We start from the raw sequence: 23,584 nt of genomic DNA, 5'->3' as shown, positions 1-23,584 counted from the left end.
TGCTGGATGTCTGGTTTGACTCCGGCTCCATGCCGTACGGCCAGGTCCACTACCCGTTCGAAAACGAGGACTGGTTCAACACCCACAACCCGGCCGACTTCATTGTCGAGTACATCGGGCAGACGCGCGGCTGGTTCTACATGCTGCACATCCTCTCCACCGCGCTCTTTGACCGCCCGGCCTTCCGGAACGTCATCAGCCACGGCATCGTGCTGGGCTCGGACGGGGCGAAGATGTCCAAGTCGCTGCGCAACTACCCCGACGTTTCCGAGGTCCTGGACCGCGACGGCTCCGACGCCATGCGCTGGTTCCTCATGTCCAGCCCCATCCTGCGCGGCGGCAACCTCGTGGTCACCGAGCAGGGCATCCGCGACGGCGTCCGCCAGGTGATCCTGCCGCTATGGAACGTGTACAGCTTCTTCACCCTGTACGCGAACACGGCCGACGGCGGCAAGGGCTACGACGCGAAGCTGCGCTTTGACGGCTACACCGACACCATGGACGAATACCTGCTGGCCAACACGGGGGACCTGGTGCGCCAGATGCAGGCCAGGCTCGACGACTACGACGTCTCCGGTGCCTGCGACGCCCTCCGCAGCTACCTGGACATGCTGACCAACTGGTACGTGCGCCGCAGCCGGAACCGCTTCTTTGACGAGAACACCGACGCCTTCGACGCCCTTTACACCGCATTGGAAACCGTGTGCCGGGTGGCTGCCCCGCTGCTGCCTCTGGTCACCGAGGAAATCTGGCGCGGCCTCACCGGCGGGCGTTCCGTGCACCTCTCCGACTGGCCCAACGCCGGGCTGTTTGTTCCCAATGCGGTCCTCGTTGACCAGATGGACCAGCTCCAGCAAATCTGCTCGACCGGCTCCAGCCTGCGCAAGGCTGCCAAGCTGCGGGTTCGCCTGCCCCTCTCGGAGCTGACGGTGGTGGCCCCCAACGCGGCACTGCTGAACGACGGGGGCGCCATCGTGGCCGATGAACTGAACATCCGCAAGGTGCGCTTTGTTGACGCCGCCGACGCCTCGCCAGAGGAGTTCGGCATCTCGCAAAAACTGGTGGTCAACGCCCGCGCTGCCGGCCCGCGCCTGGGGAAGAACGTCCAGCAGGCCATCAAGGGCTCCAAGTCCGGGGACTGGTCCGTCACCGACGGCGTTGTCACAGCGGGCGGCCTGGTGCTTGAGCCGGCCGAATACACCCTGGAAACCGTGGTGGAGGACGCCCACGACGGCGGCGCCACGGCGGTTGCCATGCTGCCCCACGGCGGCTTCGTGGTGCTCAACACCGCCGTCACCGCCGAACTGGAGGCCGAAGGCACGGCCCGTGACATGGTCCGGTCCATCCAGCAGGCCCGCAAGGACGCCGACCTCCATGTCAGCGACCGGATCCGCACCATTGTCCAGGCCCCCCAGGACGTGGTGGACGCCCTCCACGCCAACATGGACCTGGTGAAGAAGGAAACCCTCACGCTTGACCTGGAGCTGGTTCCGGGCGACGTGGAAACCACCATCACCGTTGAACGGACACACCCTTGATGAGCACCGAACACGACGAATTCTCCGTGGAAAGCGTGTACGCCGAGCTGTTGGGCCGCGCCCCCGAAAACAAAATGGAACCGCGCCTTGCCCCGCTGTTCCGGGCCATGGACATCCTGGGGGAGCCGAACAAGGCGTTCCCCATCATCCACATCACCGGCACGAACGGCAAGACGTCCACCGCCCGCATGATCGAATCCGGGCTGCTGGCCCACGGCCTGCGCACGGGCCGGTACACCAGCCCCCACCTGAGCCGTGTCACGGAGCGCATCAGCATAGACGGTGCGCCCGTCGCCGACGACACCTTTGTGCGGATCTGGGATGAAATCCACCCCTACCTGCTCATGGTGGATGCCGAGCTCGAAACGGCCGGGGAACAGCGCCTGACCTACTTTGAATGCCTGACCATCCTGGCCTACGCCATCTTCGCCGACGAGCCCGTGGACGTGGCCGTGCTGGAGGTGGGCCTGGGCGGGATCACCGACGCCACCAATGTGGGCGACGGGCAGGTGGCCGTCATCACGCCCATCTCCCTGGACCACACGGAACTGCTGGGGGACACCACGGGCGAAATTGCACTGGAAAAGGCCGGCATCATCAAGGAAGGCGCGTTCCTGGTCAGCTCCGCCCAGCCCGTGGACGCCGCCCAGGTGATCCTGGACAAGGCTCGCGCCATGCACGCCCAGTACAAGTTCGAGGGCGTGGAGTTTGGCGTGGAATCGCGCACCATCGCCGTGGGCGGGCAAATGCTCACCCTGCAGGGGCTGGCCGGGCGGTATCCGGAGATCCTGCTGCCCCTGCACGGGGCACACCAGGGCGAAAACGCCGCCGTCGCCCTTGCCGCGCTGGAAGCGTTCCTGGGCGGCGGGGAAAAGGAACTGAACCTGGAACTGGTCCAGGAAGGCTTCCGCAACACCACCTCGCCCGGGCGGCTTGAGGTGCTGCGGACCTCGCCCACCATCGTGGTGGATGCAGGGCACAACCCCGCCGGGATTGCGGCCAGCGCCGTGGCCCTGCAGGAAGCCTTCGCCTTCAGCAAGCTGGTGGTGGTGCTGGGCATCCTGAAGGAAAAGGACGCCGAGGAGATCCTGCGCACGCTCAAGGAATCGTACGGGGACGAGGCCGCGGAAATCTGCCTCACCCAGTCGAGCTCCCCGCGGGCCATCCCTGCTGCGGAACTGGCTGAAATGGCCGTTGACCTGGGCTGGGACGAAGACGACGTCCACATCGCCGAAAGGCTCGACGACGCCATCGAATGGGCCGTGGAACGTGCCGAGGCCAACAACGACCTGGCCGGGGGCGTGCTGGTCACCGGCTCCATCACGGTGGTGGCGGAGGCGCGAATCCTGCTGGGCCGCCCCGGGGAAACGGAAGGTGCCTAAAGAATGGCGAAACTAACCCGCGCCCAGCGCGAATGGCGTCCCGGCATGCCCAAAAAGCAGCGGTCCACCAGGGCCCTGTTTGCCTCCACGATGCTGGCCCTGGAGGCGTTTGTGGTGCTCTTTGCCGGCCTGGGCCTATTCGGCCTGCACGGAAAGAACCCGCTCTACCTGGTAGTGACGGTGGTCCTGGCCGCGCTGTTCATCGGCACGTGTGCCATTGTCACCAGGAAGGCTGGCCCGGCCGTTGGCTGGGTCCTCCAGCTACTGCTGGTTGCCGGCGGTTTCTGGGAGCCGCTGATGATCTTTGTGGGGGTGCTGTTTGCCATCGCCTGGTGGTACGCGCTCAACGCGGGCGGCCGGATTGACCGGGAAAACCGCGCACGTGCCCGCCAGCAGGCCGCCTGGGATGCCGAACATCCCGAACCCGGCACCGTAGACTGACAACGACACCAAAACCAACTGAAAGTGGAACGACTGTGAGCATTGAGCGCACCCTTGTCCTGGTCAAGCCCGACGGCGTGGCCCGCAAGCTGTCCGGCGAAATTCTGGCCCGCGTTGAAGCCAAGGGCTACACGCTGGCGGAGCTGAAGAAGGTCACGGCCACCCGCGAGCAGCTGCAGGCGCACTACGCCGAGCACGAGGGCAAGCCGTTTTACGAGCCCCTGGTGGAATTCATGCTCTCCGGTCCCGTGGTGGCGGCAATTTTTGAGGGCCACCGCGTCATCGAGGGCTTCCGGGCACTGGCCGGCACCACCGACCCGACCACGGCGGCACCGGGCACCATCCGTGGCGACTTTGGCCGGGACTGGGGCCTGAAGGTCCAGCAAAACCTGGTCCACGGCTCGGACTCCGTGGAGTCCGCCGAGCGTGAGATCGGCATCTGGTTCGCCTAAGCGCCGCCACCCCAGGGCCACCTGTTCAGGCCCAAGTGAAAGGGCACCTCCCGGCCGGGAGGTGCCCTTTCGCGTACCGGCCGACTACGCGTTGGAAGGGATGATCAGTGCCATGAACTTGAAGAAGATGGCAGCAACCACGCCCAGGTAGGCCAGGCCGACAATGACCCAGGCCCAGCCGGAGGCGAATTTCACCACGCCGGCCGGTGCCGGGATCACTCCGTGGGCCAGATTGCGCACAGTGATCCAGACGAAGAGCGGGATCATGGCCGCCCACACCACCATGCAGTAGGGGCACAGGATGGCGAGGACGTAAACGGCCTGCGTGAAGAACCAGCAGATCAGCACGATTCCCGCCGTGATCCCCACCTGCAGGCCAATCCAGTACCAGCGCGCCAGTTCCGCGCCGGCCAGCAGCGCCACGGCCGTTGTGATGATGACGGCGAACGCCACAATTCCGATGAACGGGTTGGGGAAGCCGAAAATGGCCGCCTGGGACGTTTTCATGACATCGCCGCAAGAGATCCAGGTGTTAATGTCGCAGCTGACCTTGGCATTGGGATTGGCATACAGGCTCAGGCGTTCCAGCACCAGCGTGGCGGAGGCGATCCAGCCAATGGCGCCGGCAATGAGCAGGAACCAGGCGAAAGGATTCGCACGGACCAGGGTGGGCACGGCGGGTGTGTCGTGAACGCGCGCGGAAACGCGGGAGTCAGGCATGGGGCCCTTTTCTGTTCGTAGCGGCATTGTTGTCCTGATTCTAGCCCGGCAAACTTGGCGCGCCGGGCCACCCTTGCGGCGGGTGCGCGGGGCTGGTATGAGACAATGAAGGTGGCTGTTCAGCGTTCCACATGCGCTCCACAGTCCAATGGCAGGCCCACGGGGCGGCCGGTGACGAGGCACCTAGCAACGGCAGCCCTCCACCAGGTCCGGTCCACGCCAGGCAAACGCGGAACAGGCAGGCCATTGGCTTTTCAGAGCTTGTGCACCCAGGAGTTGGTGCCGCCTGAAAGGTAATAAGACGACTTCCGTCAACGCCTGCGGGTGTTGGCACATCAGCCGTACGCGGCACCCGATGTGGGGGTGTTGCCCCGGCGCGAAAGTAACGCCCAAATGAATAATGAAAAAGACGCAACAAATTCAGCCGCAACCGCCGATGAAGGCACTGCGGCGGCACCCGCCAAGGCGGTCCGCTCACGCCGGGCATCGGCCAAGGTCACCTCGCCGGCCGCCGCGCCCGCGGCACAGCAGCCATCCGCGGCTGCGGCAGCCCCTGCAGCTGATGCTGATGCCGTTGCCGGTGCCGTTGAGGCGGCCCCGGCCAAGAAGGCGCCCGTCCGCCGCAGCCGGGCCAAGAAGGCCGCCCAGGACGCAGTCCCGTCCCTGCTGGACGCCTTGGCCGACGGCACGGCCGAACCTGACGCTGCCGTTCCCGCAGCCACCCCGGAAGCGGCCGCCACGGCCGAATCAGCCCCGGCAGATGCCGCTGCCGCTGCCTCGGCGAAGGCCCCTGCCAAGCGCCCGGCCCGCCGCCGGGCCACCGCCCCCGTGATGGCGCCGGCCTCCGTCCAAGGCGAATTGCATCTGGAAGCGGCCCAGCCCGAGGGTGCTGCCGTCGCCGCGGCCGAAGCCCCGGCCAAGAAGGCCCCCGCCCGCAAGGCGCCGGCCCGCAGCCGCGCTGCCAAAAAGGCTGAAACCACCGCCGTGCAGGACGACGCCACTGTGGTGGCCGGCACCGATGAAACAACTGCCACGGATCCGGTGTCTGCCTCGACTCCTGCTGCCTCGACGCCCGCTGCCGGGGAAACAGCCGCGGCTGCTCCGGCCAAGGCCGTCCGCAGCCGCCGCAGGACCGCTGTGAAGAAGGCTGACGACCAGGGCGAAAGCAACGGTGCCGCAGGAGTGGGCGCCCGCACGGAATCCCCGGACGCTGCCCAAGGTCCGGCTGAACAGGCCGTTGCCCCGGCAGGCGAGGACGTTGCCGGGGCTCCTGCCGAGGCACCCGCTGCTGTGGACGCTGCCACGCACACACCCGCAAACACCGAAGCCGCGGACGCTGCCGGCGAAGGGCCAGCCCAGGAAGCTGCCGCCACTTCACTGTTCCTGTCCCCGGCCGCCGGCATTTCAGCACTTTTCCTGGCACCGGACTTGAGCCTGGCCGTCCCCGCGCCTGCCGCCAGCCACGAGCATGACGAGGAATCCGAAACCGGCGAGGGCCACGACGATTCCTCGGCCGGGCGCCGCGGGCGCAACCGCCACCGCCGAGGCGGCAAGCCCGCCGGTAATGCCGGCGACGAAGCAGGCACCGCGGCAGCTGATGCTGCCGATGAGCCGGGCGAGGACGACTCCGCGGACGGCGTGACGTCGCGCCGCCGTCGCCGCCGCCGCCGTGGTGAGGCGGATCTGGAACTGACGGGCGGCACCGATGAAGACCCGCCCAACACCGTCACCCGGGTCCGGGCGCCGCGCACCCCGGCAGAGCCGTCGTCGAGCGCGTCAAACCGGGTGACCAGCCTGCGCGGCTCCACCCGCCTGGAGGCGAAGAAGCAGCGCCGCCGCGACTCGCGCGATTCCGGCCGCCGGCGCACCGTCATCACCGAGGCCGAGTTCCTGGCCCGCCGCGAATCCGTGGACCGCGTCATGGTGGTCCGCCAGAACGAGGACCGCATCCAGATCGGGGTGATGGAGGACGGCATCCTGGCCGAACACTTCGTGTCCAAGACGCAGCAGGATTCGCTCATTGGAAATGTGTACCTGGGCAAGGTCCAAAACGTGCTGCCCAGCATGGAAGCTGCATTTGTGGACATTGGACGCGGACGCAACGCCGTGCTCTACGCCGGTGAGGTCGACTGGGACGCCGCCAAGCTCAATGGCCAGCCGCGCCGCATTGAAAACGCCCTGAAGTCGGGGGACTCCGTCCTGGTCCAGGTGTCCAAGGACCCCGTGGGCCACAAGGGGGCGCGGCTGACCAGCCAGGTCTCCCTGCCGGGCCGGTACCTGGTGTACGTACCCGGCGGCTCCATGACGGGCATATCCCGCAAGCTGCCCGACGTCGAGCGGAACCGTCTCAAGCGGGTCCTGAAGGACCACCTGCCGGAAAATGCGGGCGTCATTGTGCGCACGGCCGCCGAGGGTGCCAGCGAGGAAGAGCTGACCAACGACATCAACCGGCTGCGCGCCCAGTGGGAAGGCATCAACAACCGGGCCACGTCGCACAAGACCCTGGCGCCGGAGATGCTGTACGCCGAACCGGACCTGACCATCAAGGTGGTTCGCGACGTCTTCAACGAGGACTTCAGCAAGCTGATCGTCTCCGGCGAGGAGGCGTGGGACACCATTGAGGCCTATGTGACGTATGTGGCCCCGGACCTGCTGGACCGCCTGGAAAAGTGGACCCGGCCGGAAGACATCTTTGGCGTCCACCGCATCGACGAGCAAATCTCGAAGGCCCTGGAACGCAAGGTGTTCCTGCCGTCCGGCGGCTCGCTGGTCATTGACCGCACCGAGGCCATGACAGTGGTTGACGTGAACACGGGCAAGTTCACCGGCTCCGGCGGCAACCTGGAGGAAACCGTCACCAAAAACAACCTCGAAGCGGCGGAGGAAGTGGTCCGCCAGCTGCGCCTGCGCGACATTGGCGGCATCATCGTCATTGACTTTATTGACATGGTCCTGGAATCCAACCGCGACCTGGTGCTCCGGCGCCTGGTGGAGTGCCTGGGCCGGGACCGGACCAAGCACCAGGTGGCCGAGGTCACCAGCCTGGGCCTGGTGCAGATGACGCGCAAGCGCATGGGCACCGGACTGCTGGAAGTCTTTGGCGAGCTCTGCGAGACCTGTGCCGGCCGCGGCATGGTCACCCACGAGATCCCGGTGGAGCACCGCCGCGTTCACACCGTGGCCGTTGACACCCACCATGCGCACGCTTCCCGGCCCGAGCACCGCGAAAACGAACGGACGGCCAACCGCTCCACGCGCAGTGAGCGAAAGCGCAACCGCAACAACCGCCCGGCCCACCTGGACAACGAGCACGCAGACGGGACCGACGCCGTCGAGCTTTCGCATGACCCGGCCGACGGCGCCACCGAGGCCCAGAAGGTGCAAAAGGCCCACGAGGCCCGGGCCGCGCTGGCGAACATTGCCGCCGCTGCCGCCGCCGCCCACCACGGTGCAGGCGCCGGTGCAGGTTCCGGTGTGGGCGCCGGTGCTGGGGCCTCGTCCCCGGCGGCCGAGGTGGAGGAAGTTGAGGTCAAGGCGCTGCCCGCCAGCCTGGGGGAGAACGCCATTGTGACCTTGGGCGGGGAAGCCATTGAGCTGCCCCGCGGGCACCACAATGACACGCCCCACGCCGGAAATGCCGAGCAGGCGCAGCGCCTGGCCGGACTTGCCGAAGCACTTGACCAACTGGCCGGCTCGCATGCGGCGGCCGGTGAAGAATCCGGGAACGGCCGCCCCCGCCGGGCACGGCGCAACCGCAGCGCCCGCAGCGCCCAGGGCGGAGCCGACATGTCCGTGGAAACGTCGGAGCCCGCTGGCGCCCAGGCTCCGGCAACGGCCGGTTCGGGGCGGGCCGCCACGGCTGACACTCCCAGGGCTGAGGCTGCGAAGGCCCAACCGGCCAAGAAGGCACCGGAGCCCATCATCATGCTGGGTGTGGGGGTTCCCGCCTCCGAGCTGTAGGGCTCACAACTGCACTGACTGTGCGGTCAGTATGCAGCGATGGCGGCTTGCCTGCGGGCAAAGCCGCCATCGCTGCATACTGGCGTGTGGCCGGGGTGAAACGCCCGGTCCGGAATTTTCCGTCACGCAATTTTTCCCAGGGGGACGCGGGCGGGCTAGGCTGGGGTGCGACACGGGGTGCCAGGCCAGCAGGGCCGGCTGAGATAAAACCCGTTGAACCTGCCCGGCCAGCACCGGCGAAGGGATGTCCCCATGATCGTCAACACCTTGTCCGAACCCGCAACCGGAGACCGGGCAGCAGCCCCGACGCCGGCAGCCACGGTGCGCCGCCACCCGCGAGTCCTGAGCATTGCCGGTTCCGACCCGTCCGGCGGCGCCGGGATCCAGGCGGACATCAAGTCCATTGCCGCCAACGGCGGGTACGCGATGGCGGCCGTCACGGCCCTGACTGCCCAAAACACCCGGGGCGTGCAGTCGGTCCACGTACCCCCTGCGGAATTCCTGCGCCGGCAGCTTGAGTCGCTGTCGGACGACATTGCCATTGACGCCGTGAAGATCGGCATGCTGGCCAATCCCGAGGTAATGCGCGCCGTGGGGGAGTGGCTGGAAACCACGCGGCCCGCCGTGGTGGTGCTGGACCCGGTGATGGTGGCCAGCAGTGGCGACTCCCTCGTGGCGGTGGATGCGCGCCTGGCCCTGCTGGACCTCCTGCAGCACGCCCACCTGGTGACCCCCAACCTGCCCGAGCTGGCAGTGCTGGTGGGGGAAGCCGAGGCGGACTCCTGGGAAGCGGCGCTCGAGCAGGGCCGGCGCCTGGCCGCCACGTCACAGGTGCGCGTGCTGGTGAAGGGCGGCCACCTGGCCGGCAGCGCCTGCCCGGACGCCCTCGTGGAACCCGGCGGCAGCGTGGAAGAGTTCACGGCACTGCGCATCGACACCGCCAACACGCACGGCACGGGCTGCTCGCTCTCCGCAGCGCTGGCCACTGTCCAGGCCCAGACCAATCACTGGCCGGAGTCCGTGCGCCGCGCCAAGGGATGGTTGTGGGATGCGCTGGAAACGTCCGCCGAACTCGAGGTGGGGCACGGCCATGGGCCGGTCAACCACTTCCATTCGCTCTGGGACGCGGCGCCACCGGCGGGCAATGCGTTCAGCAGGAGCCTCTGGGACGAGGTGGAGCCCCAACGCAAGGCCATTTTTGAGCTCGGCTTCATCAAGGACCTCGCGGCCGGCACGCTCACTGAGGCCCACTTTGCGTACTACCTGGCGCAGGACGCCATGTACCTGGGCAGCTACTCGCGCGTGCTGGCGCGCGCCAGCGCCCTTGCCCCCACCGCGGAGGAACAGCTGTTTTGGGCCAAGGGGGCAGAAAATTGCCTTGCCGTGGAGCTGGCGCTGCACGGCGACTGGCTGGCCCGGCACCCCCTGGACGTGGGCCCGGGCCCCGTGACCAAACACTACGTTGACCACCTGCAGGCCGCGGCGTTCGCCGGCAGCTACGGGGAAGTGGTGGCCGCCGTGCTGCCCTGTTACTGGCTGTACGCCGAAGTGGGCCGGGTCCTGCACGCGGACTACCTGGCGTTCGACGGCGTGCACCCGTACGCCAGGTGGCTGGAAACGTACGCCGACCAGGCGTTCGCCGACGCCGCTGAGGCCGCCGTGCGCATAGTTGACGCCGCCGCGCGCCGGGGATCTGCCCTGGACCGCGAACGCATGCGCGAGGCGTTTGTGCACTCGGCCCAATACGAGGTGGACTTCTTTGACGCCGCACGGCTGCACGCCTGAAAGGCCGGCAGGTGATTAACGCCACCGGGGTGCTGCGGAAAAAACCGGCGCGCCACACCCGCAGAACGGGCGCCGCGTCCCCAGGCGCGCTAGAGTAGTTGCGCATGGTTCCTCTCAAACGGGCTGATGCGCGCGGACAGCTGTCCGGCACGCAGCGAATCCGGGACAGCGGGCCAGTCTCATTTGCGGCCGGGGCAGGAATTAGCGTATTCTTGATCTTCGGTGCTTACGCCAACCTAGGGCAACCACTCCATGGTAGAACTCCATTGAGGTCCACGGCGTTGAGGCACATCAATACTTTGTTATAAACGTCGAGAGAAGTGAGTTCCCCAGTGGTGTACGCGATTGTCCGCGCAGGCGGCCGTCAAGAAAAGGTTTCCGTTGGAGACTACGTGACCATGAACCGCGTCCCCGGTGGAGTCGGCAGCACGCTTGAGCTGCCCGCTTTGCTCTTGGTTGATGGTGAAACAATCACCACCGCCGCAAAGGACCTGGCTAATGTAAAGGTTACGGCTGAGAAGTTGGAGGATCTTCGCGGGCCGAAGATCGTCATCCAGAAGTTCAAGAACAAGACCGGTTACAAGAAGCGCCAGGGCCACCGTCAGGAACTGTCCAAGGTCAAGATCACCTCGATCGCGTAATTCCGCGTTCGGCACGTCGATCAACTTAAACAGTCTTTTAGTCAAAAGGTAGGCATTTTACAATGGCACATAAAAAGGGTGCGAGTTCCACTCGCAACGGTCGTGACTCCAACGCTCAGTACTTGGGCGTCAAGCGCTTCGGCGGTCAGGTTGTCAAGGCGGGCGAGATCATCGTCCGCCAGCGCGGCACCCACTTCCACCCGGGCGCCGGCGTCGGCATCGGCAAGGACGACACCTTGTTCGCCCTGGACGCCGGTGCGGTCGAGTTCGGCCAGCGCCGCGGCCGCCGCGTGGTGAACATCGTCGCCGCTGCGGTCTAACACCAAAGCTTTTTTACCAGTGGAGCGGGCCGCACGGCTCGCTCCACTGTGTTTTAATACGCGGACTAGAATGAGTCCGCAAGGGCAGCATCAATCGAGGAGAATTCATTGGCCAGCTTTGTTGACCGGGTTGTTTTGCACGTATCCGGCGGGACTGGCGGCCATGGCTGCGTCTCGGTCAAGCGCGAAAAGTTCAAGCCGCTGGGAGGGCCCGACGGCGGCAAGGGCGGCGACGGCGGCGACGTGATCCTGCGCGTGAGCGCGCAAACCACCACCCTCCTTGACTTCCACCATGCCCCGCACCGCCACGGCACCAACGGCGGGCCCGGCATGGGCGACTGGCGGGACGGCAAGATCGGCGAGTCCCTGATCCTCAACGTCCCGGACGGCACGGTGGTCAAGGACAAGTCCGGCACCGTCCTGGCCGACCTGGTGGGCGAGGGCACCGAATTCATTGCCGCCGCCGGCGGGCAGGGCGGACTGGGCAACTCGCAACTGTCCACGCTCAAGCGCAAGGCCCCCGGCTTTGCGCTCCTGGGCGTCGAGGGCGAGGAACGCGACATCGTCCTGGAACTGAAGTCCATTGCCGACATCGCCCTGGTGGGCTTTCCCTCCGCCGGCAAGTCCAGCCTGATTGCTGCGATGTCCGCGGCCCGGCCGAAGATTGCCGACTACCCGTTCACCACCCTGGTCCCCAACCTGGGCGTGGTCCAGGCAGGGGAGATCCGCTTTACCATTGCCGACGTGCCGGGGCTCATCGAGGGCGCCAGCGAAGGCAAGGGCCTAGGCCACAACTTCCTGCGCCACGTGGAACGCTGCGCAGCGCTGGTGCACGTGTTGGACTGCGCCACCCTGGAAGCGGACCGCGACCCCCTGTCAGACCTGGCCGTCATTGAAAGCGAACTGGACCGTTACGCGGTGGACATGAGCTTTGCCGGGGCCGACGGCGACGTGGTCCCGCTCAATGAGCGCCCCAAGCTGGTGGCCCTGAACAAGATCGACTCCCCGGACGGCCGCGACATGGCCGAATTCGTCAAGGGTGACCTGGAAGCCCGCGGATACAGGGTCTTTGAAGTCTCCGCGGCCAGCCATGAGGGCCTGCGCCAGCTTGGCTTCGCCATGGCCGAAATTGTCCAGGCTGCCCGCGACGCCATTGCCGCCGCCCCGGCCAAGGTGACTCCCGTGGTGCTGCGGCCCCGCGCTGTCAACGCCACGCCTTTCACCATCCGGCGCGAAGAGAAGAACCTTGAGCCGCTGTTCCGCGTCTTGGGCGAAAAGCCCGAGCGCTGGGTGAAGCAGACAGACTTCCAAAACGAGGAAGCCATCGGCTACCTGGCGGACCGGCTGGCCAAGGCAGGCGTGGAGACGGGCCTGTTCAAGGCCGGCGCCACCCCCGGGGACACCGTGGTGATCGGCGAAGACGACGCCATGGTCTTCGACTGGGAGCCCACCATGATGGGCGGAGCCGAACACCTGGCCGCACCGCGCGGCACCGACCTTCGCCTCCTTGACCTGGGCGACCGCCCCACCCGTGCCCAAAAGCGTGAAGAGCAGCAGGACCGCCGGGACGCGAAGGCCGCCGCGCGCGCAGAGCTGGAAGCTGAGCGCAAGGCCGGCATTTGGACCGAATCCACCAACCGCCAACATGCCCGGAACCTGGGCATCAAGGATGACCTTGACGCCGACGGCGGTGCATCCGACGACGATGAACTCTAAGGCCGAAGCCGCCGCCCCTGCGGGGGCACGGCAGGGGATCGCAACGGCGTCCCGGATTGTGGTGAAGGTTGGCTCCTCCTCGCTGACCTCGGTTGCAGGCGGCATTTCCGATGCCGCCCTCAACAAGCTGGTGGATGTCCTGGCGGCGCGCAGGCTCGCCGGCTCCGAGGTCATCCTGGTTTCCTCCGGCGCCATCGCGGCCGGGCTGATGCCGCTGGGCCTGGCCCGGCGGCCCAAGGACCTGGCCACCCAGCAGGCGGCCGCCAGCGTGGGGCAGGGACTGCTCATGGCCCGCTACAACCAGGCCTTCATGGGGCACGGGGTCACCGTCTCGCAGGTGCTCCTGACCGCCGAGGACCTGAGCCGGCGCCGCCACTATGTCAACGCCCACCGGGCCCTGGAACGCCTGCTGCACCTGGGCGTGGTGCCCATTGTCAACGAAAACGACACCGTGGCCACCCACGAGATCCGCTTTGGTGACAATGACCGGCTGGCCGCCCTGGTGGCGCACCTGATTAAGGCCGATGCCCTGGTGCTGCTCTCCGATGTGGACTCGCTCTACGACGGCCCGCCGTCGGAAGGGGCAAAGCGCATCAGCCACGTGGACTCGCCGGAGGACCTGGAGGGCATTGTCATCGGCAGCGCGGGCAAGGCCGGCGTGGGCACGGGGGGCATGGCCACGAAGGTGCAGGCAGCAATCATCGCCGCCGAGACCGGCATTCCGGCACTGGTCACTTCCACCGACAACGCCGCGGCAGCCCTCGCCGGGGAGGACGTGGGAACCTGGTTCAGCATCAACGGCAACAAGCGCCCCGTGCGCCTGCTGTGGCTTGCCCACCTCGCCGACATCCGCGGGCGCCTGGTGCTTGACGACGGCGCCGTGCGGGCCGTGTGCGAACGCCACAAGTCGCTGCTTCCGGCCGGCATAGTCTCGGTCTCGGGGGACTTTGACGCCGGGGACGCCGTGGAAATCGCCGACCTGTCGGGGCATGTCATAGCGCACGGGCTGGTCAACTACCCGTGCGGGGACCTGCCCCGGATGCTGGGGCGCTCCACGAAGGCCCTGGCGAAGGAGCTGGGACGGGAGTATGAACGCGAGGTGGTCCACGTGGACGACCTGGTGCTTCTCCACACGTAATGTGGCGTGCCGTGGCCTAGACTTGAGCCATGAGCGAGCAGATTGTTGAACACATTGCTTCCGCGCCTTCCTCGGCGGCGGAAAATGTCCGCAGCATCACGGACAGGGCCCGGCGCGCCTCACGCCGCATGGCCGGCGCCAACCGTGCCTGGAAGGACAGGGCCCTGCGGGCCATAGCCAAGGAACTCCTGGCCAATGAGCACCACATCCTGGCCGAAAACGCCAGGGATGTTGCCGCCGGCCGGGAGCAGGGCACGTCCGCGGCCATGCTGGACCGGCTGACGCTGACCGCCCAGCGCGTCCAGGGGCTTGCCGACGCGCTCGAGAACCTCGCATCCTTGCCGGACCCTGTGGGCAATGTGGTGCGCGGCCAGACCCTGCCCAACGGCCTGCGCATGCGTCAGGTCAACGTGCCGATGGGCGTGGTGGGTGCCATCTACGAGGCCCGGCCCAACGTCACGGTGGACATTGCCGGCCTGGCCCTGAAGAGCGGCAACGCCGTGATCCTGCGCGGCGGCACGGCTGCCGCGCACACCAATGAGGCCCTGCTGGCCATCCTCCGGGACGCCCTGGATTCTGTGGGTCTGCCCGCCGACGCCGTCCAGTCCGTGGACAAATACGGCCGCGAGGGCGCCAACCTGCTCATGAAGGCCCGCGGCCAGGTGGACGTGCTCATTCCCCGCGGCGGCCGCGAACTCATCCAGGCGGTTGTCACCAACGCCGCCGTGCCCGTCATTGAAACGGGCGAGGGCAACGTGCACATTTTCATCGACGCCAGTGCCAGGGAGGACATGTGCGTTGACATCCTGCTCAACGCCAAGACCCAGCGACCCAGCGTCTGCAACACCGTTGAGACCCTGCTGGTGCACAAGGACGCCACCGTCACCAGGGCGGTGCTCAAGGCCCTGTCCGACGCCGGTGTGCGGCTTCACGTGGACAGCCGGGTGGCGCCGCTGGTTCCCGCAGGCGCCGCCAGCTTCCCGGCCACCGACGAGGACTGGGCCACCGAATACATGGACCTGGACCTGGCCGTGAAAATGGTCGACTCCCTGCCCGAGGCCCTGGAGCACATCCGGAAGTGGTCCACGGGGCACACCGAGGCCATCCTCACCAACGATCTCGGCAACGCCGAAAAGTTCATTGCCGAGATCGACTCCGCCGCCGTCATCGTCAATGCCAGCACCCGCTTCACCGACGGCGGGGAACTGGGGCTGGGCGCCGAGGTGGGCATCTCGACACAGAAACTGCATGCGCGCGGGCCCATGGGGCTGACGGAGCTGACCACCACGAAGTGGATTGTGCAGGGCGAAGGCCAGGTGCGGGCCTGACGGAGGCTTTTCCGGGGCCGGGAATCCGCTCCCACGGCGCGGCCGGTGTGCCACGGCCAACGGTTACCACGTACCATTAGAGTGATTCCAAGACATGAAGGCCGGGTGCCGCCCAACCGGGCACCGGACCACAACCCATAGGGGAGAAATAATGCTGACCCAGCTTGCCGGCGTCGTCCTTGCCGAAGCAGCCGCCCACGAGGAAGCCGCGCCCTTGATTGCGCCGCCGTTTGTGATTGGCGGGGTCATGCTGGCCACGTTGCTGCTGCTTATGTTCATCTGCGTGTCCTTCATGAACCTTGGCAACCGCCACTCCGCCGTGGACGCCACCGATGACCCGCACAAGCAGCACACCAACAAGCACATGCACCACGACGATCCGGCGTCCTCCAATCACTAAGGTCAGCGGCCTGGTGCCTTCCGTTGAGGGCACCGGCAACCGTCTCCGCGTTGGAGTCATGGGCGGCACGTTTGATCCGATCCACCATGGTCACCTTGTCGCAGCCAGCGAGGTTGCGAGTGTTTTCAAGCTTGACGAGGTCATCTTTGTTCCCACGGGGGAGCCGTGGCAAAAAGCGAACCGCAAGGTCAGCGCCGCCGAACACCGTTACCTGATGACCGTGATCGCCACGGCAGCCAACCCGCGGTTCACCGTCAGCCGCGTTGACATTGACCGCCCCGGGCCCACTTTCACCATTGACACTTTGCGGGACTTGAAGCGGATGCGCCCCCAAGCGGACCTGTTCTTCATCACGGGCGCGGACGCCATGGCACAGATCATGTCCTGGAAGGACAATGACGAGCTGTGGGATTTGGCACACTTCGTCGGCGTGACCCGGCCGGGCCATGTGCTCGACGACATGGGGCGATCGGACGTAAGTTTGTTGGAAGTGCCCGCAATGGCCATCTCCTCCACGGACTGCCGCACCAGGGTGCAGGAACAAAACCCGGTGTGGTACCTGGTCCCGGACGGCGTGGTGCAATACATTGCCAAGTACGGGCTGTATGTTCAACCAGACGGCAATTCGGCAGGACGTGTCTTGCCGGTGGCTTCCAGTACTGAATGAGTAAGTGATGAGCAAGGAAACGGAACCGGTCCGCAGCCGCAGGGAACTGCGGGACGTGTTGGCGGCACAGGCCGCCGGGACGCCAGGCCAGCCGCCGGCGGCACCGCGGCCCGCGCCGGCAACACCGCCTGCCCCGGTGCCCCCTGCCTCAGCTCCCATGGTGGACAGGCACGGCCGCCGCGGATCCGCTGCCGCCACGGACGCCACTGCGGCCACGGCCGGCGACGCCGGTGCCCCGGCCGCCCGCGAACGGTCGTCCCAGACGCGTGCCCGCGATAGGGCGGCACTGCGGGCCTACAAGGAACTGCTGGAGCCTGCTGCGGCGCCCGTGGATCCGCTGCCCTCACGGCGTGCCCTTCGCCAGGCACAGCTCGACGCCGAACGTGCGCCCGTCACGAGTGTGAACCCCGTGGTCAAGGTGGCGGTGAATCCGGCCCCAGATGCCGTCCCGCCCGCCACGGCGGCCCCCGGTTCGGCACCGGTATCACGACCAGCCCCGGCACCCCTGGTGCATTCGGCACCGCCTGCAGTCCAGACACCGGCAACGGACTTGGCGCCTGGAGCAGTTTCGGCGCCTGGAGCGGAACCGGCCACGCCTGCCGTCCCCGCACCCCACCACCACGCCGGGCCATTCCCCGCAGCGGCCGGACAGGAACCAAATCGCCGCCGCGGCGGCCGCCGCGCAGCAGCCTCCGCTGCGCCCGACGCACGGGGAACGGCACGCGCGGGGCAGTCCCCGTCGGGGCCCGCAGCCCTTGCCCACCCCAATTCCATCCCCGTGGTGGGTGCACCAGTCGTGGCGGCACCCCGCGCTGAGCCCGGCGCTCCGGCGACCGCCCCTGCCGCACCTCCGGCCGTTCCGCCTGCCGCCGGCCATTTCGGAGCCGGCACTTCCGGGGTAGGCACGTCCACCGCCGGCCCCGGTACTTCTGGTGCACCGGTTCCGTACTATCCCGTGTCGGCGGGAATTGGCCTGACGGCCAGCCAGGCGCCCAGCTCCGAGGAATTGCAGGCGCTGGCCGAACAGCGTGCACAGGCGGAACGCGCAGCCGTGCTCAGCCAGCGTGCCCAGGCGCGCGAACGGCTGCTGGCCGAGAGCGCCAAGAGCCGCCGGACGGCAGCGGACCCAACGTCCACGAACAACCTGGCCATGGTGACCCCCATGGAGTTCATCGAGGTGCCGGGCCTGGACCGCCCCGTGCTGCGCCCCCCGGCCACCACGCATGTGCCGATCGTCACCATGTCCAACCCGAAGCAGCGCACCGCCAAGCGCACCCCGGCCACGAATGCGGCCTCAAACGCCGCGGCGGTCAGCCCCGAGGCGGCCCGCTTTGACGCCGCACTGGCCGCCAGGCCCCCGCACCGGCCAGGTCCGGGCAACCGGCCCCTGACGGGCGGGCGCAGCAGCACGCTCAAGCGTGCGGAGGCAATGGCCGCCGGTGCTCCCGCAGTTCGCGCCACCGCTGTTCCCACGGTCCAGGCGCCTCCCTCGGGTCCCGCCGCCACCGGTGCCGCCGCCGTCGCGCCTGGCTCACGCGCAGCCGCCGTTCCCGGGGCCGCGGCACCCAGCCCGGAGGGCGTCACCCGCACACAGATGCCACCCATGCCAGCCGATTACGCGCACGGGCTGGAACCGCTGGATGCCGTGACGGCGGGGCTGGGCCGGACTCAGCGCAACCTGTTCATCCAATGGGGCAGCATCATTCTTGGGGGTGCGGCACTGGTTGCCGGAGCCGTCATGTTCATCACCGCACTGGCACGCTAGAGCCGGGTTTATCAAAGGAAATGCAAGTGACCGCAACAGAACACTCCATCGAAGTTGTTCGCGCTGCAGCGCGGGCGGCGTCAGACAAACTGGCGCAGGACCTCATTGCCCTGGACGTCAGCGACAGGCTGGCCATCACTGACATCTTCTTCATCGCCTCGGCGTCGACGGAGCGCCAGGTCAACGCCATTGTTGACGGCATTGAGGACGAACTGCACAAGTTCGGCATGCGTCCCGTGCGCCGCGAAGGCCGCTCCGGCGGGCGCTGGGTGCTGCTGGACTACGCTGACATCGTGGTGCATGTCCAGCATGAGGAAGACAGGATCTTCTACGCCCTGGAGCGGCTCTATGCAGACTGCCCCGTCGTCGACTTGCAACTGGATGCCGCCGACCCGTCGCGCATGAAGGACAGCGAATCCGCGGTCGGCAGCACCGAGGAAGACACAGCCGACTCCGGACGTGAGGGCGTGGAGGCAAAGTAGTTGACGCCCGTGACGAAGGAACCGCGCCGGCCATGACAACCACCCAGGCCCCCACGACCTCAGTGCTTCAGCCCGCCGGTTCGCGCCGTCGGGTTATTTTTTGGCGGCATGGGCGCACCTCCTGGAACGCGGCCCGCCGCTTCCAGGGGCAAAGCGACATCCCGCTCGACGACGTCGGCGTGCTGCAGGCTGCCCGTGCCGCATCCCTGCTGGCGGGCAAGCTGGGCGGCCCCGGGCAGATGGCGGCCGTGCGGATCATTTCCTCCGACCTCTCGCGTGCCCGGGACACGGCCAGGGCGCTGTCAGCGCTGACTGGAACTCCTGTCACGGAGGACCGGCGCCTGCGCGAGACCTTTGGCGGCAGCTGGGAGGGGAAGACGTTCGAGGACATCGAGCGCGGCGACCCTGCCCTGATCAAGCTGTGGCAGCTTGACGAACCCGGCGTCCGCGCCGGCGGGGGAGAGACGCGTGTGGAGGTGGCAGAGCGGATGGTGGCTGCGGTGCTCGACGCGGCTGCCACTGTCCCGGAGGGCGGCACGCTGGTGGTGGCCACGCACGGCGGGGCCACCCGGGTGGCCATGGCCAAGCTCCTGGGACTGCCGGAAGAACTCTGGCGGGTCCTGTCCGGGCTGTCAAACTGCCACTGGTCCGTGCTGGAACAGTCGCCGCCGTCGCTGGCCGGTGCGCGGGAGTGGCACTGGCGGCTCACCGAACACAATGTCGGGACCCTGCCGGAACCCTATGAACTGCCCGAGGACCTGGCCGAACCGGTGGAGGACTAGGAGCGCCCCTTCGGTCAAATCACGGGCTTCGGGAACCTTTCGCAGGGGGTGCGGCTGCCGATTTGGCAAGCGGCGGAGACGTGTTCTAGGATAGACAAGTTGCTTCGGCCAAGACCGCCAGGTCAGGGAAAAAGCAAGTGTTTGGGGCTGTGGCGCAGCTGGTAGCGCACCTGCATGGCATGCAGGGGGTCAGGGGTTCGAGTCCCCTCAGCTCCACCAAACAGGCCGGGCATCCGGTGGTTTGAAACTGAATATCGATTATGTTTTGGGGCTGTGGCGCAGCTGGTAGCGCACCTGCATGGCATGCAGGGGGTCAGGGGTTCGAGTCCCCTCAGCTCCACCAAAACAAAAATGTCCCCCAAGGCCGCCGCGCCTTGGGGGACATTTTGTATGGCCGGTTCCCCTGGCCGGGAACGGGCGGCAAACAGTGAAAGAATGGTGCCGTGCCTACTGAAGAACCCGCCGCCGCGCCTGCCGCCCGCAGCTATGAGGCAGTCCTCCGCAGCATCGAGGCGGACCTCAAGAGCGGCAAGGTCAAGGTGGGGGACCGGCTGCCCGGTGAACGCGCACTTGCCCAGGCACACGGGATTTCCCGCGCCTCCGTGCGGGACGCCATCCGCATCCTTGACGTCATGGGCGTGGTGCACACCGCCGTCGGCTCCGGCCCCACCTCCGGCGCCGTGGTCATTTCAAACCCGTCGGCCGGCCTGGGCTCCACCCTCCGGCTGCACATGGCCACCCGGCACTTCCCCGTGGCCGACATCGTGCAGACCCGCGTCATGATGGAGACCTGGGCCGCAGGGGAGGCAGCCGGGCGGACCCACGACGACCGGGTGCTGGCACAGGCGCAGGAACTCCTGGCCGCCATGGCCGAGCCCGCCCTGGACCGCGACGCCTTCCATGTCCTCGACGCCCAGTTCCACGTGCTGCTCAGCTCACTGGCAGGCAATGTGGTGGTCACCGCAATGATGGAATCACTGCGTTTTGCCATACAGGGCTACGTGGCGGACTCCATTGACAGCGATGCCATGTGGGCCGGGATTGTCCCCGAGCTGCGCACCCAGCACCAGAACATCATGGGTGCCGTTCTCCGGCACGACGGCGGTGCAGCGGCCGCCGCCCTCAGGCACCACATCCAGTGGTTCCACGCGCAGACACACCCGATGCAGTGAACGGGGCGACATGGAGGTGCCCCTGCAACTCGGGGGACACCTATGCCGGCTGCTGTGGCAGGTTCATTGACGCAGGCTCATTCCCTCCCACCGCCGAGGCACTGATGCGCTCACGCTTCACCGCGTTTGCCACGGGCAACGCTTCCTACTTGCTCAAGACCTGGCACCCTGACACGCGCCCGGGGACCCTGGAATTGGATGGGTCACAGCAGTGGGTCCGGCTGGACATCCGGGGTATCACGGACGGCGGCCCCTGGGACACGGAGGGGGTTGTGTCCTTCACGGCCCACTACAGGCGGGAAGGCACCCGCGGCAGCCAAGCCGAAACCAGCCGGTTCACCCGGATTGGCCGGCAGTGGCTGTACGTGGATGCCCTCACCCTCGCCTAGGACTCAGTCCTCCTTGGTGGCACTTCCCGGCTCTGCCTGCTCCGCCAGCGCACGGCGGGCGTGCAGGATGTCGCCAATGAACCAGTCGTAAATTAAAATGCCAAGAACACCGCCAATGAGCGGTCCCACGATCGGCACCCAGAAGTACCAACTGAAGGACCCGGCAACTGTGCCCGGCAAGGCCACATCACCCCAGCCGGCCATCCACGCAAACAACCGCGGCCCAAAGTCGCGGGCGGGGTTGATGGCGTACCCGGCGTTGGCGCCAAAGGACATGCCGATGGCCGCCACGGCCAGTCCGATGATGAACGGCCCAAGGTTTGCCTGGACCGCCAGGTTGCGCATGTCCACAATGGCCGCGATGAGCAGGACCAGGAACATGGTGCCGACAATCTGGTCAATGAGTGGAATGGTCAGGTTGCCGTGGAAGTACGGGGCGGGGAAAGTGGCAAATATTGAGTAGGTGGCCAGACCGCCGGGAGCATCCCTTTGTGTTTTGGCTGCGGCGTTGAATGCGTCGATGGCGTTGTAGTACAGCACATACAGCAGGGCGGCGGCGGCAAACGCCCCCACCACCTGGGCGGCAATGTACGGCAGCACCTTGTTCCATGCGAACTTCCGCCGCACGGCAAACGCCAGTGTAACTGCCGGGTTCAGGTGCGCCCCGGTCACCCCGCCGGCAACATATACCCCCATTGCCACGGCGAGTGCCCATCCCCACGTGATGAGAAGCCAGTCGCCTGCCGCCATGAAAATGGTGGTGTCGGTGGCAGCACGTCCGCTGCCCGGCAGGGCCGCGACGGCCATGGCCACGACGCCGTCACCAAAACAAATCAGGACGAATGTACCCAGAAACTCACCCAACACCTCCCCCCAGAGGCCCCCGATGCCTTTGAGCCCGCTGCCGTGCCGGACCGCATTTCTCAGTGGAGATATTTCGCTCATGATGCTCCCTAGAGTCGTCGCTGACGGCGACATAGCCCTTGATTTGAGTGACTGATTTGATTCTATGGCGATTGTGACGTGTTGCACATGTGCAGTTAGTCACATGCCGGTAGAATGCGGGCGCGGCTAAACTTGGCGGGATGCCCGCCACCGGGGCGGAGGAAAGGCCACACCATGAACGGCATGCAACAACCGGCTACCGGGGCACCGCGGCCCCCCGGACTGGAGCTGTCCCTGCTGCGCAGGTTCCCGGACGTCGAAGCGGACAACCTCCACGCGCACGACGCCACTGACGAGCTGATCCTTGACCGTGCCGGCGCCGAACTGGCAGCCTTGGCCGCCCGCGGGCAAGGGGGCGGGGCCCTGGCCGTGGTGGGGGACCGCTACGGGGCATTGGCCCTCGGTGCGGCGGGCGGGCATGGGCTGGAGCGGATCCGCGTGCACCAGGACCCGCTGTCGGGCGAGCTCGCCCTCGCCGCCAATGCCGCCCGTTTGGGCCTGGCCGGGTCCGTTGAATCACTGCCCCTGTCGGCCAAGCTGTTTGCCGGCGCCACGGTGGTGCTGTGGCAGCTGCCGCGCAGCCTGGACGAGGTGGACGAGGTGGCGGCCCTCATTGCGGCAAACGCGGAGCCGGGAGTCCGAATTTATGCCGGCGGCCGGCAGAAACACTTGGCCGTGGCCATGAATGGCGTGTTGGGGCGGTATTTCGGCAACGTCCTGCCGGGCCGGGCGTGGCACAAGTCCCGTGTGCTCGAGGTGGACAGCCCGCGGGACCAGCTTCCGGCACGGTCGTTTCCGCGCAAGGACTGGAACGCCGACGCCGGCCTGTGGCTGTGCGCCCACGGGGCAACGTTTGCCGGCACCAAGCTGGACATCGGCACCCGCTTCCTGCTCGACTTTGTTCCCCTCATGCGTCCCGGTGCGGCCCGGGCCATTGACCTGGGGTGCGGCAACGGCACCATAGCGGCATTCCTGGCGGCCTCCCGGCCCGAACTGCGCGTGCTGGCCACGGACCAGTCGGCTGCCGCCGTCGCCTCCTCCGCGGCAACCGCTGAAGCCAACGGGCTGGACGGACGTGTCACGGTGGTGCGGGACGACGCCATGGCAGGATTTCCGGCGAACTCGGCTGACCTTGTGGTGCTCAACCCGCCGTTCCACGTTGGGGCCACAGTCCACGCGGGCATTGCCTTGAAGCTGTTCGACGCGGCCGCGAGGGTGCTCGCGCCCGGGGGTGAATTGTGGACCGTCTACAACCGGCACCTTGACTACCGGGGGCAGCTGCAGGAACGGGTGGGGCCGACGGAAATCAAGGGGCGCAATCCGAAATTTACGGTCGCCGTGTCGGTGAAGCCCGCCTGCTGACGTCCCCGGGCCGCACCCCGGAACCGGCCCCGCCGCAACCTCCCAACAGGGCGCCCGGACCCTGGCTGCCGTGGCGTGCGCGCGCTGGGGCGCCCGGAAGGGTAATCTGTCAGCGGGGGCCATATGGATGCGTGCATCCGACACATCAAAGCTTTGCAAGGAGAAAATGTTGGGTGTTCCCGAGGTTGGTGTGCCGGCG

General features: G+C 67.2%; 21 protein-coding genes, 2 tRNA genes and 1 riboswitch. Of the genes, 21 read left to right on the top strand and 2 right to left on the bottom strand.

Annotation, left to right across the window (positions count from 1 at the left end; all coding sequences use genetic code 11):
* The 4 genes from LPN03_RS00640 to ndk all read left to right on the top strand — a co-directional run.
* The coding region (locus LPN03_RS00640; RefSeq protein WP_262452422.1) for a class I tRNA ligase family protein at positions 1 to 1,538 on the top strand (1,538 nt) is incomplete at its 5' end.
* The gene (locus tag LPN03_RS00635; RefSeq protein ID WP_165180534.1) at positions 1,538 to 2,920 is read left to right on the top strand and encodes a bifunctional folylpolyglutamate synthase/dihydrofolate synthase; all 1,383 of its coding nucleotides are present in this window, start codon (positions 1,538 to 1,540) and stop codon (positions 2,918 to 2,920) included. The genes LPN03_RS00640 and LPN03_RS00635, both read left to right, overlap by 1 nt.
* A gap of 3 nt (positions 2,921 to 2,923) precedes the next feature.
* Positions 2,924 to 3,361: a DUF4233 domain-containing protein gene (locus LPN03_RS00630; RefSeq protein ID WP_262452420.1), complete on the top strand. Its 438-nt coding sequence runs from the start codon at positions 2,924 to 2,926 to the stop codon at positions 3,359 to 3,361.
* Between the two features lie 35 nt (positions 3,362 to 3,396).
* Positions 3,397 to 3,813 (top strand): nucleoside-diphosphate kinase, encoded by a 417-nt coding sequence (gene ndk, locus LPN03_RS00625; protein ID WP_262452419.1) that lies wholly within the window; start codon positions 3,397 to 3,399, stop codon positions 3,811 to 3,813.
* A gap of 84 nt (positions 3,814 to 3,897) precedes the next feature.
* Here the strand turns inward: ndk and LPN03_RS00620 are convergent, their stop codons facing one another.
* Positions 3,898 to 4,533 carry a vitamin K epoxide reductase family protein gene (locus LPN03_RS00620; RefSeq protein WP_165180626.1) on the bottom strand — a complete coding sequence of 212 codons (636 nt, stop codon included), beginning with the start codon at positions 4,531 to 4,533 and terminating at the stop codon, positions 3,898 to 3,900.
* A gap of 393 nt (positions 4,534 to 4,926) precedes the next feature.
* Between LPN03_RS00620 and LPN03_RS00615 the strand changes: the two genes are divergently transcribed.
* The 16 genes from LPN03_RS00615 to LPN03_RS00540 all read left to right on the top strand — a co-directional run bounded on the left by LPN03_RS00615 (position 4,927) and on the right by LPN03_RS00540 (position 21,078).
* Positions 4,927 to 8,493 carry an Rne/Rng family ribonuclease gene (locus LPN03_RS00615; RefSeq protein WP_262452417.1) on the top strand — a complete coding sequence of 1,189 codons (3,567 nt, stop codon included), beginning with the start codon at positions 4,927 to 4,929 and terminating at the stop codon, positions 8,491 to 8,493.
* A gap of 163 nt (positions 8,494 to 8,656) precedes the next feature.
* Positions 8,657 to 8,755, top strand: a riboswitch (TPP riboswitch).
* Positions 8,746 to 10,278: a bifunctional hydroxymethylpyrimidine kinase/phosphomethylpyrimidine kinase gene (thiD, locus tag LPN03_RS00610; protein ID WP_165180538.1), complete on the top strand. Its 1,533-nt coding sequence runs from the start codon at positions 8,746 to 8,748 to the stop codon at positions 10,276 to 10,278. Its footprint overlaps the riboswitch before it by 10 nt.
* A gap of 332 nt (positions 10,279 to 10,610) precedes the next feature.
* Positions 10,611 to 10,919, top strand: coding sequence for a 50S ribosomal protein L21 (rplU, locus tag LPN03_RS00605; RefSeq protein WP_054011346.1), 309 nt, complete (start codon positions 10,611 to 10,613; stop codon positions 10,917 to 10,919).
* A 62-nt stretch (positions 10,920 to 10,981) separates the two neighbouring features.
* On the top strand, positions 10,982 to 11,239 hold the full coding sequence (gene rpmA / locus LPN03_RS00600) for a 50S ribosomal protein L27 (protein ID WP_113718066.1): 258 nt from the start codon (positions 10,982 to 10,984) through the stop codon (positions 11,237 to 11,239).
* Between the two features lie 108 nt (positions 11,240 to 11,347).
* The gene (obgE, locus tag LPN03_RS00595; RefSeq protein WP_165180539.1) at positions 11,348 to 12,955 is read left to right on the top strand and encodes a GTPase ObgE; all 1,608 of its coding nucleotides are present in this window, start codon (positions 11,348 to 11,350) and stop codon (positions 12,953 to 12,955) included.
* Positions 12,945 to 14,093, top strand: a complete 1,149-nt coding sequence (gene proB, locus LPN03_RS00590) for a glutamate 5-kinase (protein ID WP_165180540.1) — start codon at positions 12,945 to 12,947, stop codon at positions 14,091 to 14,093. Before obgE ends, proB begins: the two co-directional genes overlap by 11 nt.
* Positions 14,094 to 14,122: 29 nt before the next feature.
* The gene (locus LPN03_RS00585; RefSeq protein ID WP_165180541.1) at positions 14,123 to 15,421 is read left to right on the top strand and encodes a glutamate-5-semialdehyde dehydrogenase; all 1,299 of its coding nucleotides are present in this window, start codon (positions 14,123 to 14,125) and stop codon (positions 15,419 to 15,421) included.
* 151 nt (positions 15,422 to 15,572) lie between these two features.
* The gene (locus LPN03_RS00580; protein ID WP_205677941.1) at positions 15,573 to 15,821 is read left to right on the top strand and encodes a hypothetical protein; all 249 of its coding nucleotides are present in this window, start codon (positions 15,573 to 15,575) and stop codon (positions 15,819 to 15,821) included.
* Positions 15,754 to 16,488 (top strand): nicotinate-nucleotide adenylyltransferase, encoded by a 735-nt coding sequence (gene nadD / locus LPN03_RS00575; protein ID WP_165180542.1) that lies wholly within the window; start codon positions 15,754 to 15,756, stop codon positions 16,486 to 16,488. Before LPN03_RS00580 ends, nadD begins: the two co-directional genes overlap by 68 nt.
* A gap of 7 nt (positions 16,489 to 16,495) precedes the next feature.
* Complete coding sequence (locus tag LPN03_RS00570; RefSeq protein WP_262452414.1) at positions 16,496 to 18,253, top strand: hypothetical protein; 1,758 nt, start codon at positions 16,496 to 16,498, stop codon at positions 18,251 to 18,253.
* A 26-nt stretch (positions 18,254 to 18,279) separates the two neighbouring features.
* The gene (gene rsfS / locus LPN03_RS00565) at positions 18,280 to 18,735 is read left to right on the top strand and encodes a ribosome silencing factor (protein ID WP_262452412.1); all 456 of its coding nucleotides are present in this window, start codon (positions 18,280 to 18,282) and stop codon (positions 18,733 to 18,735) included.
* Between the two features lie 32 nt (positions 18,736 to 18,767).
* Positions 18,768 to 19,517 carry a histidine phosphatase family protein gene (locus LPN03_RS00560; protein WP_262452410.1) on the top strand — a complete coding sequence of 250 codons (750 nt, stop codon included), beginning with the start codon at positions 18,768 to 18,770 and terminating at the stop codon, positions 19,515 to 19,517.
* A 143-nt stretch (positions 19,518 to 19,660) separates the two neighbouring features.
* Positions 19,661 to 19,736, top strand: a tRNA-Ala gene (locus LPN03_RS00555).
* 48 nt (positions 19,737 to 19,784) lie between these two features.
* Positions 19,785 to 19,860, top strand: a tRNA-Ala gene (locus LPN03_RS00550).
* A gap of 100 nt (positions 19,861 to 19,960) precedes the next feature.
* The gene (locus LPN03_RS00545; RefSeq protein ID WP_262452409.1) at positions 19,961 to 20,689 is read left to right on the top strand and encodes a FadR/GntR family transcriptional regulator; all 729 of its coding nucleotides are present in this window, start codon (positions 19,961 to 19,963) and stop codon (positions 20,687 to 20,689) included.
* The gene (locus tag LPN03_RS00540; protein WP_306986694.1) at positions 20,656 to 21,078 is read left to right on the top strand and encodes a YchJ family protein; all 423 of its coding nucleotides are present in this window, start codon (positions 20,656 to 20,658) and stop codon (positions 21,076 to 21,078) included. The genes LPN03_RS00545 and LPN03_RS00540 overlap by 34 nt, the downstream gene beginning before the upstream one ends.
* 3 nt (positions 21,079 to 21,081) lie before the next feature.
* On the opposite strand, the gene LPN03_RS00535 is transcribed toward LPN03_RS00540, so the two are convergent.
* A complete protein-coding gene (locus LPN03_RS00535; protein ID WP_165180548.1) occupies positions 21,082 to 22,023 on the bottom strand; it encodes an MIP/aquaporin family protein in 942 nt (313 codons plus the stop codon).
* Positions 22,024 to 22,206: 183 nt separating this feature from the next.
* Between LPN03_RS00535 and LPN03_RS00530 the strand changes: the two genes are divergently transcribed.
* Positions 22,207 to 23,385: a class I SAM-dependent methyltransferase gene (locus LPN03_RS00530; RefSeq protein ID WP_262452405.1), complete on the top strand. Its 1,179-nt coding sequence runs from the start codon at positions 22,207 to 22,209 to the stop codon at positions 23,383 to 23,385.
* Positions 23,386 to 23,584 lie beyond the last annotated feature (199 nt).

Source organism: Arthrobacter sp. A2-55 (assembly GCF_025548615.1).
Taxonomy (GTDB): Bacteria; Actinomycetota; Actinomycetes; order Actinomycetales; family Micrococcaceae; genus Specibacter; species Specibacter silviterrae.
The sequence above is the reverse complement of the archived record's forward strand: the minus strand, read 5'-3'. Positions and strand labels throughout refer to the sequence as shown.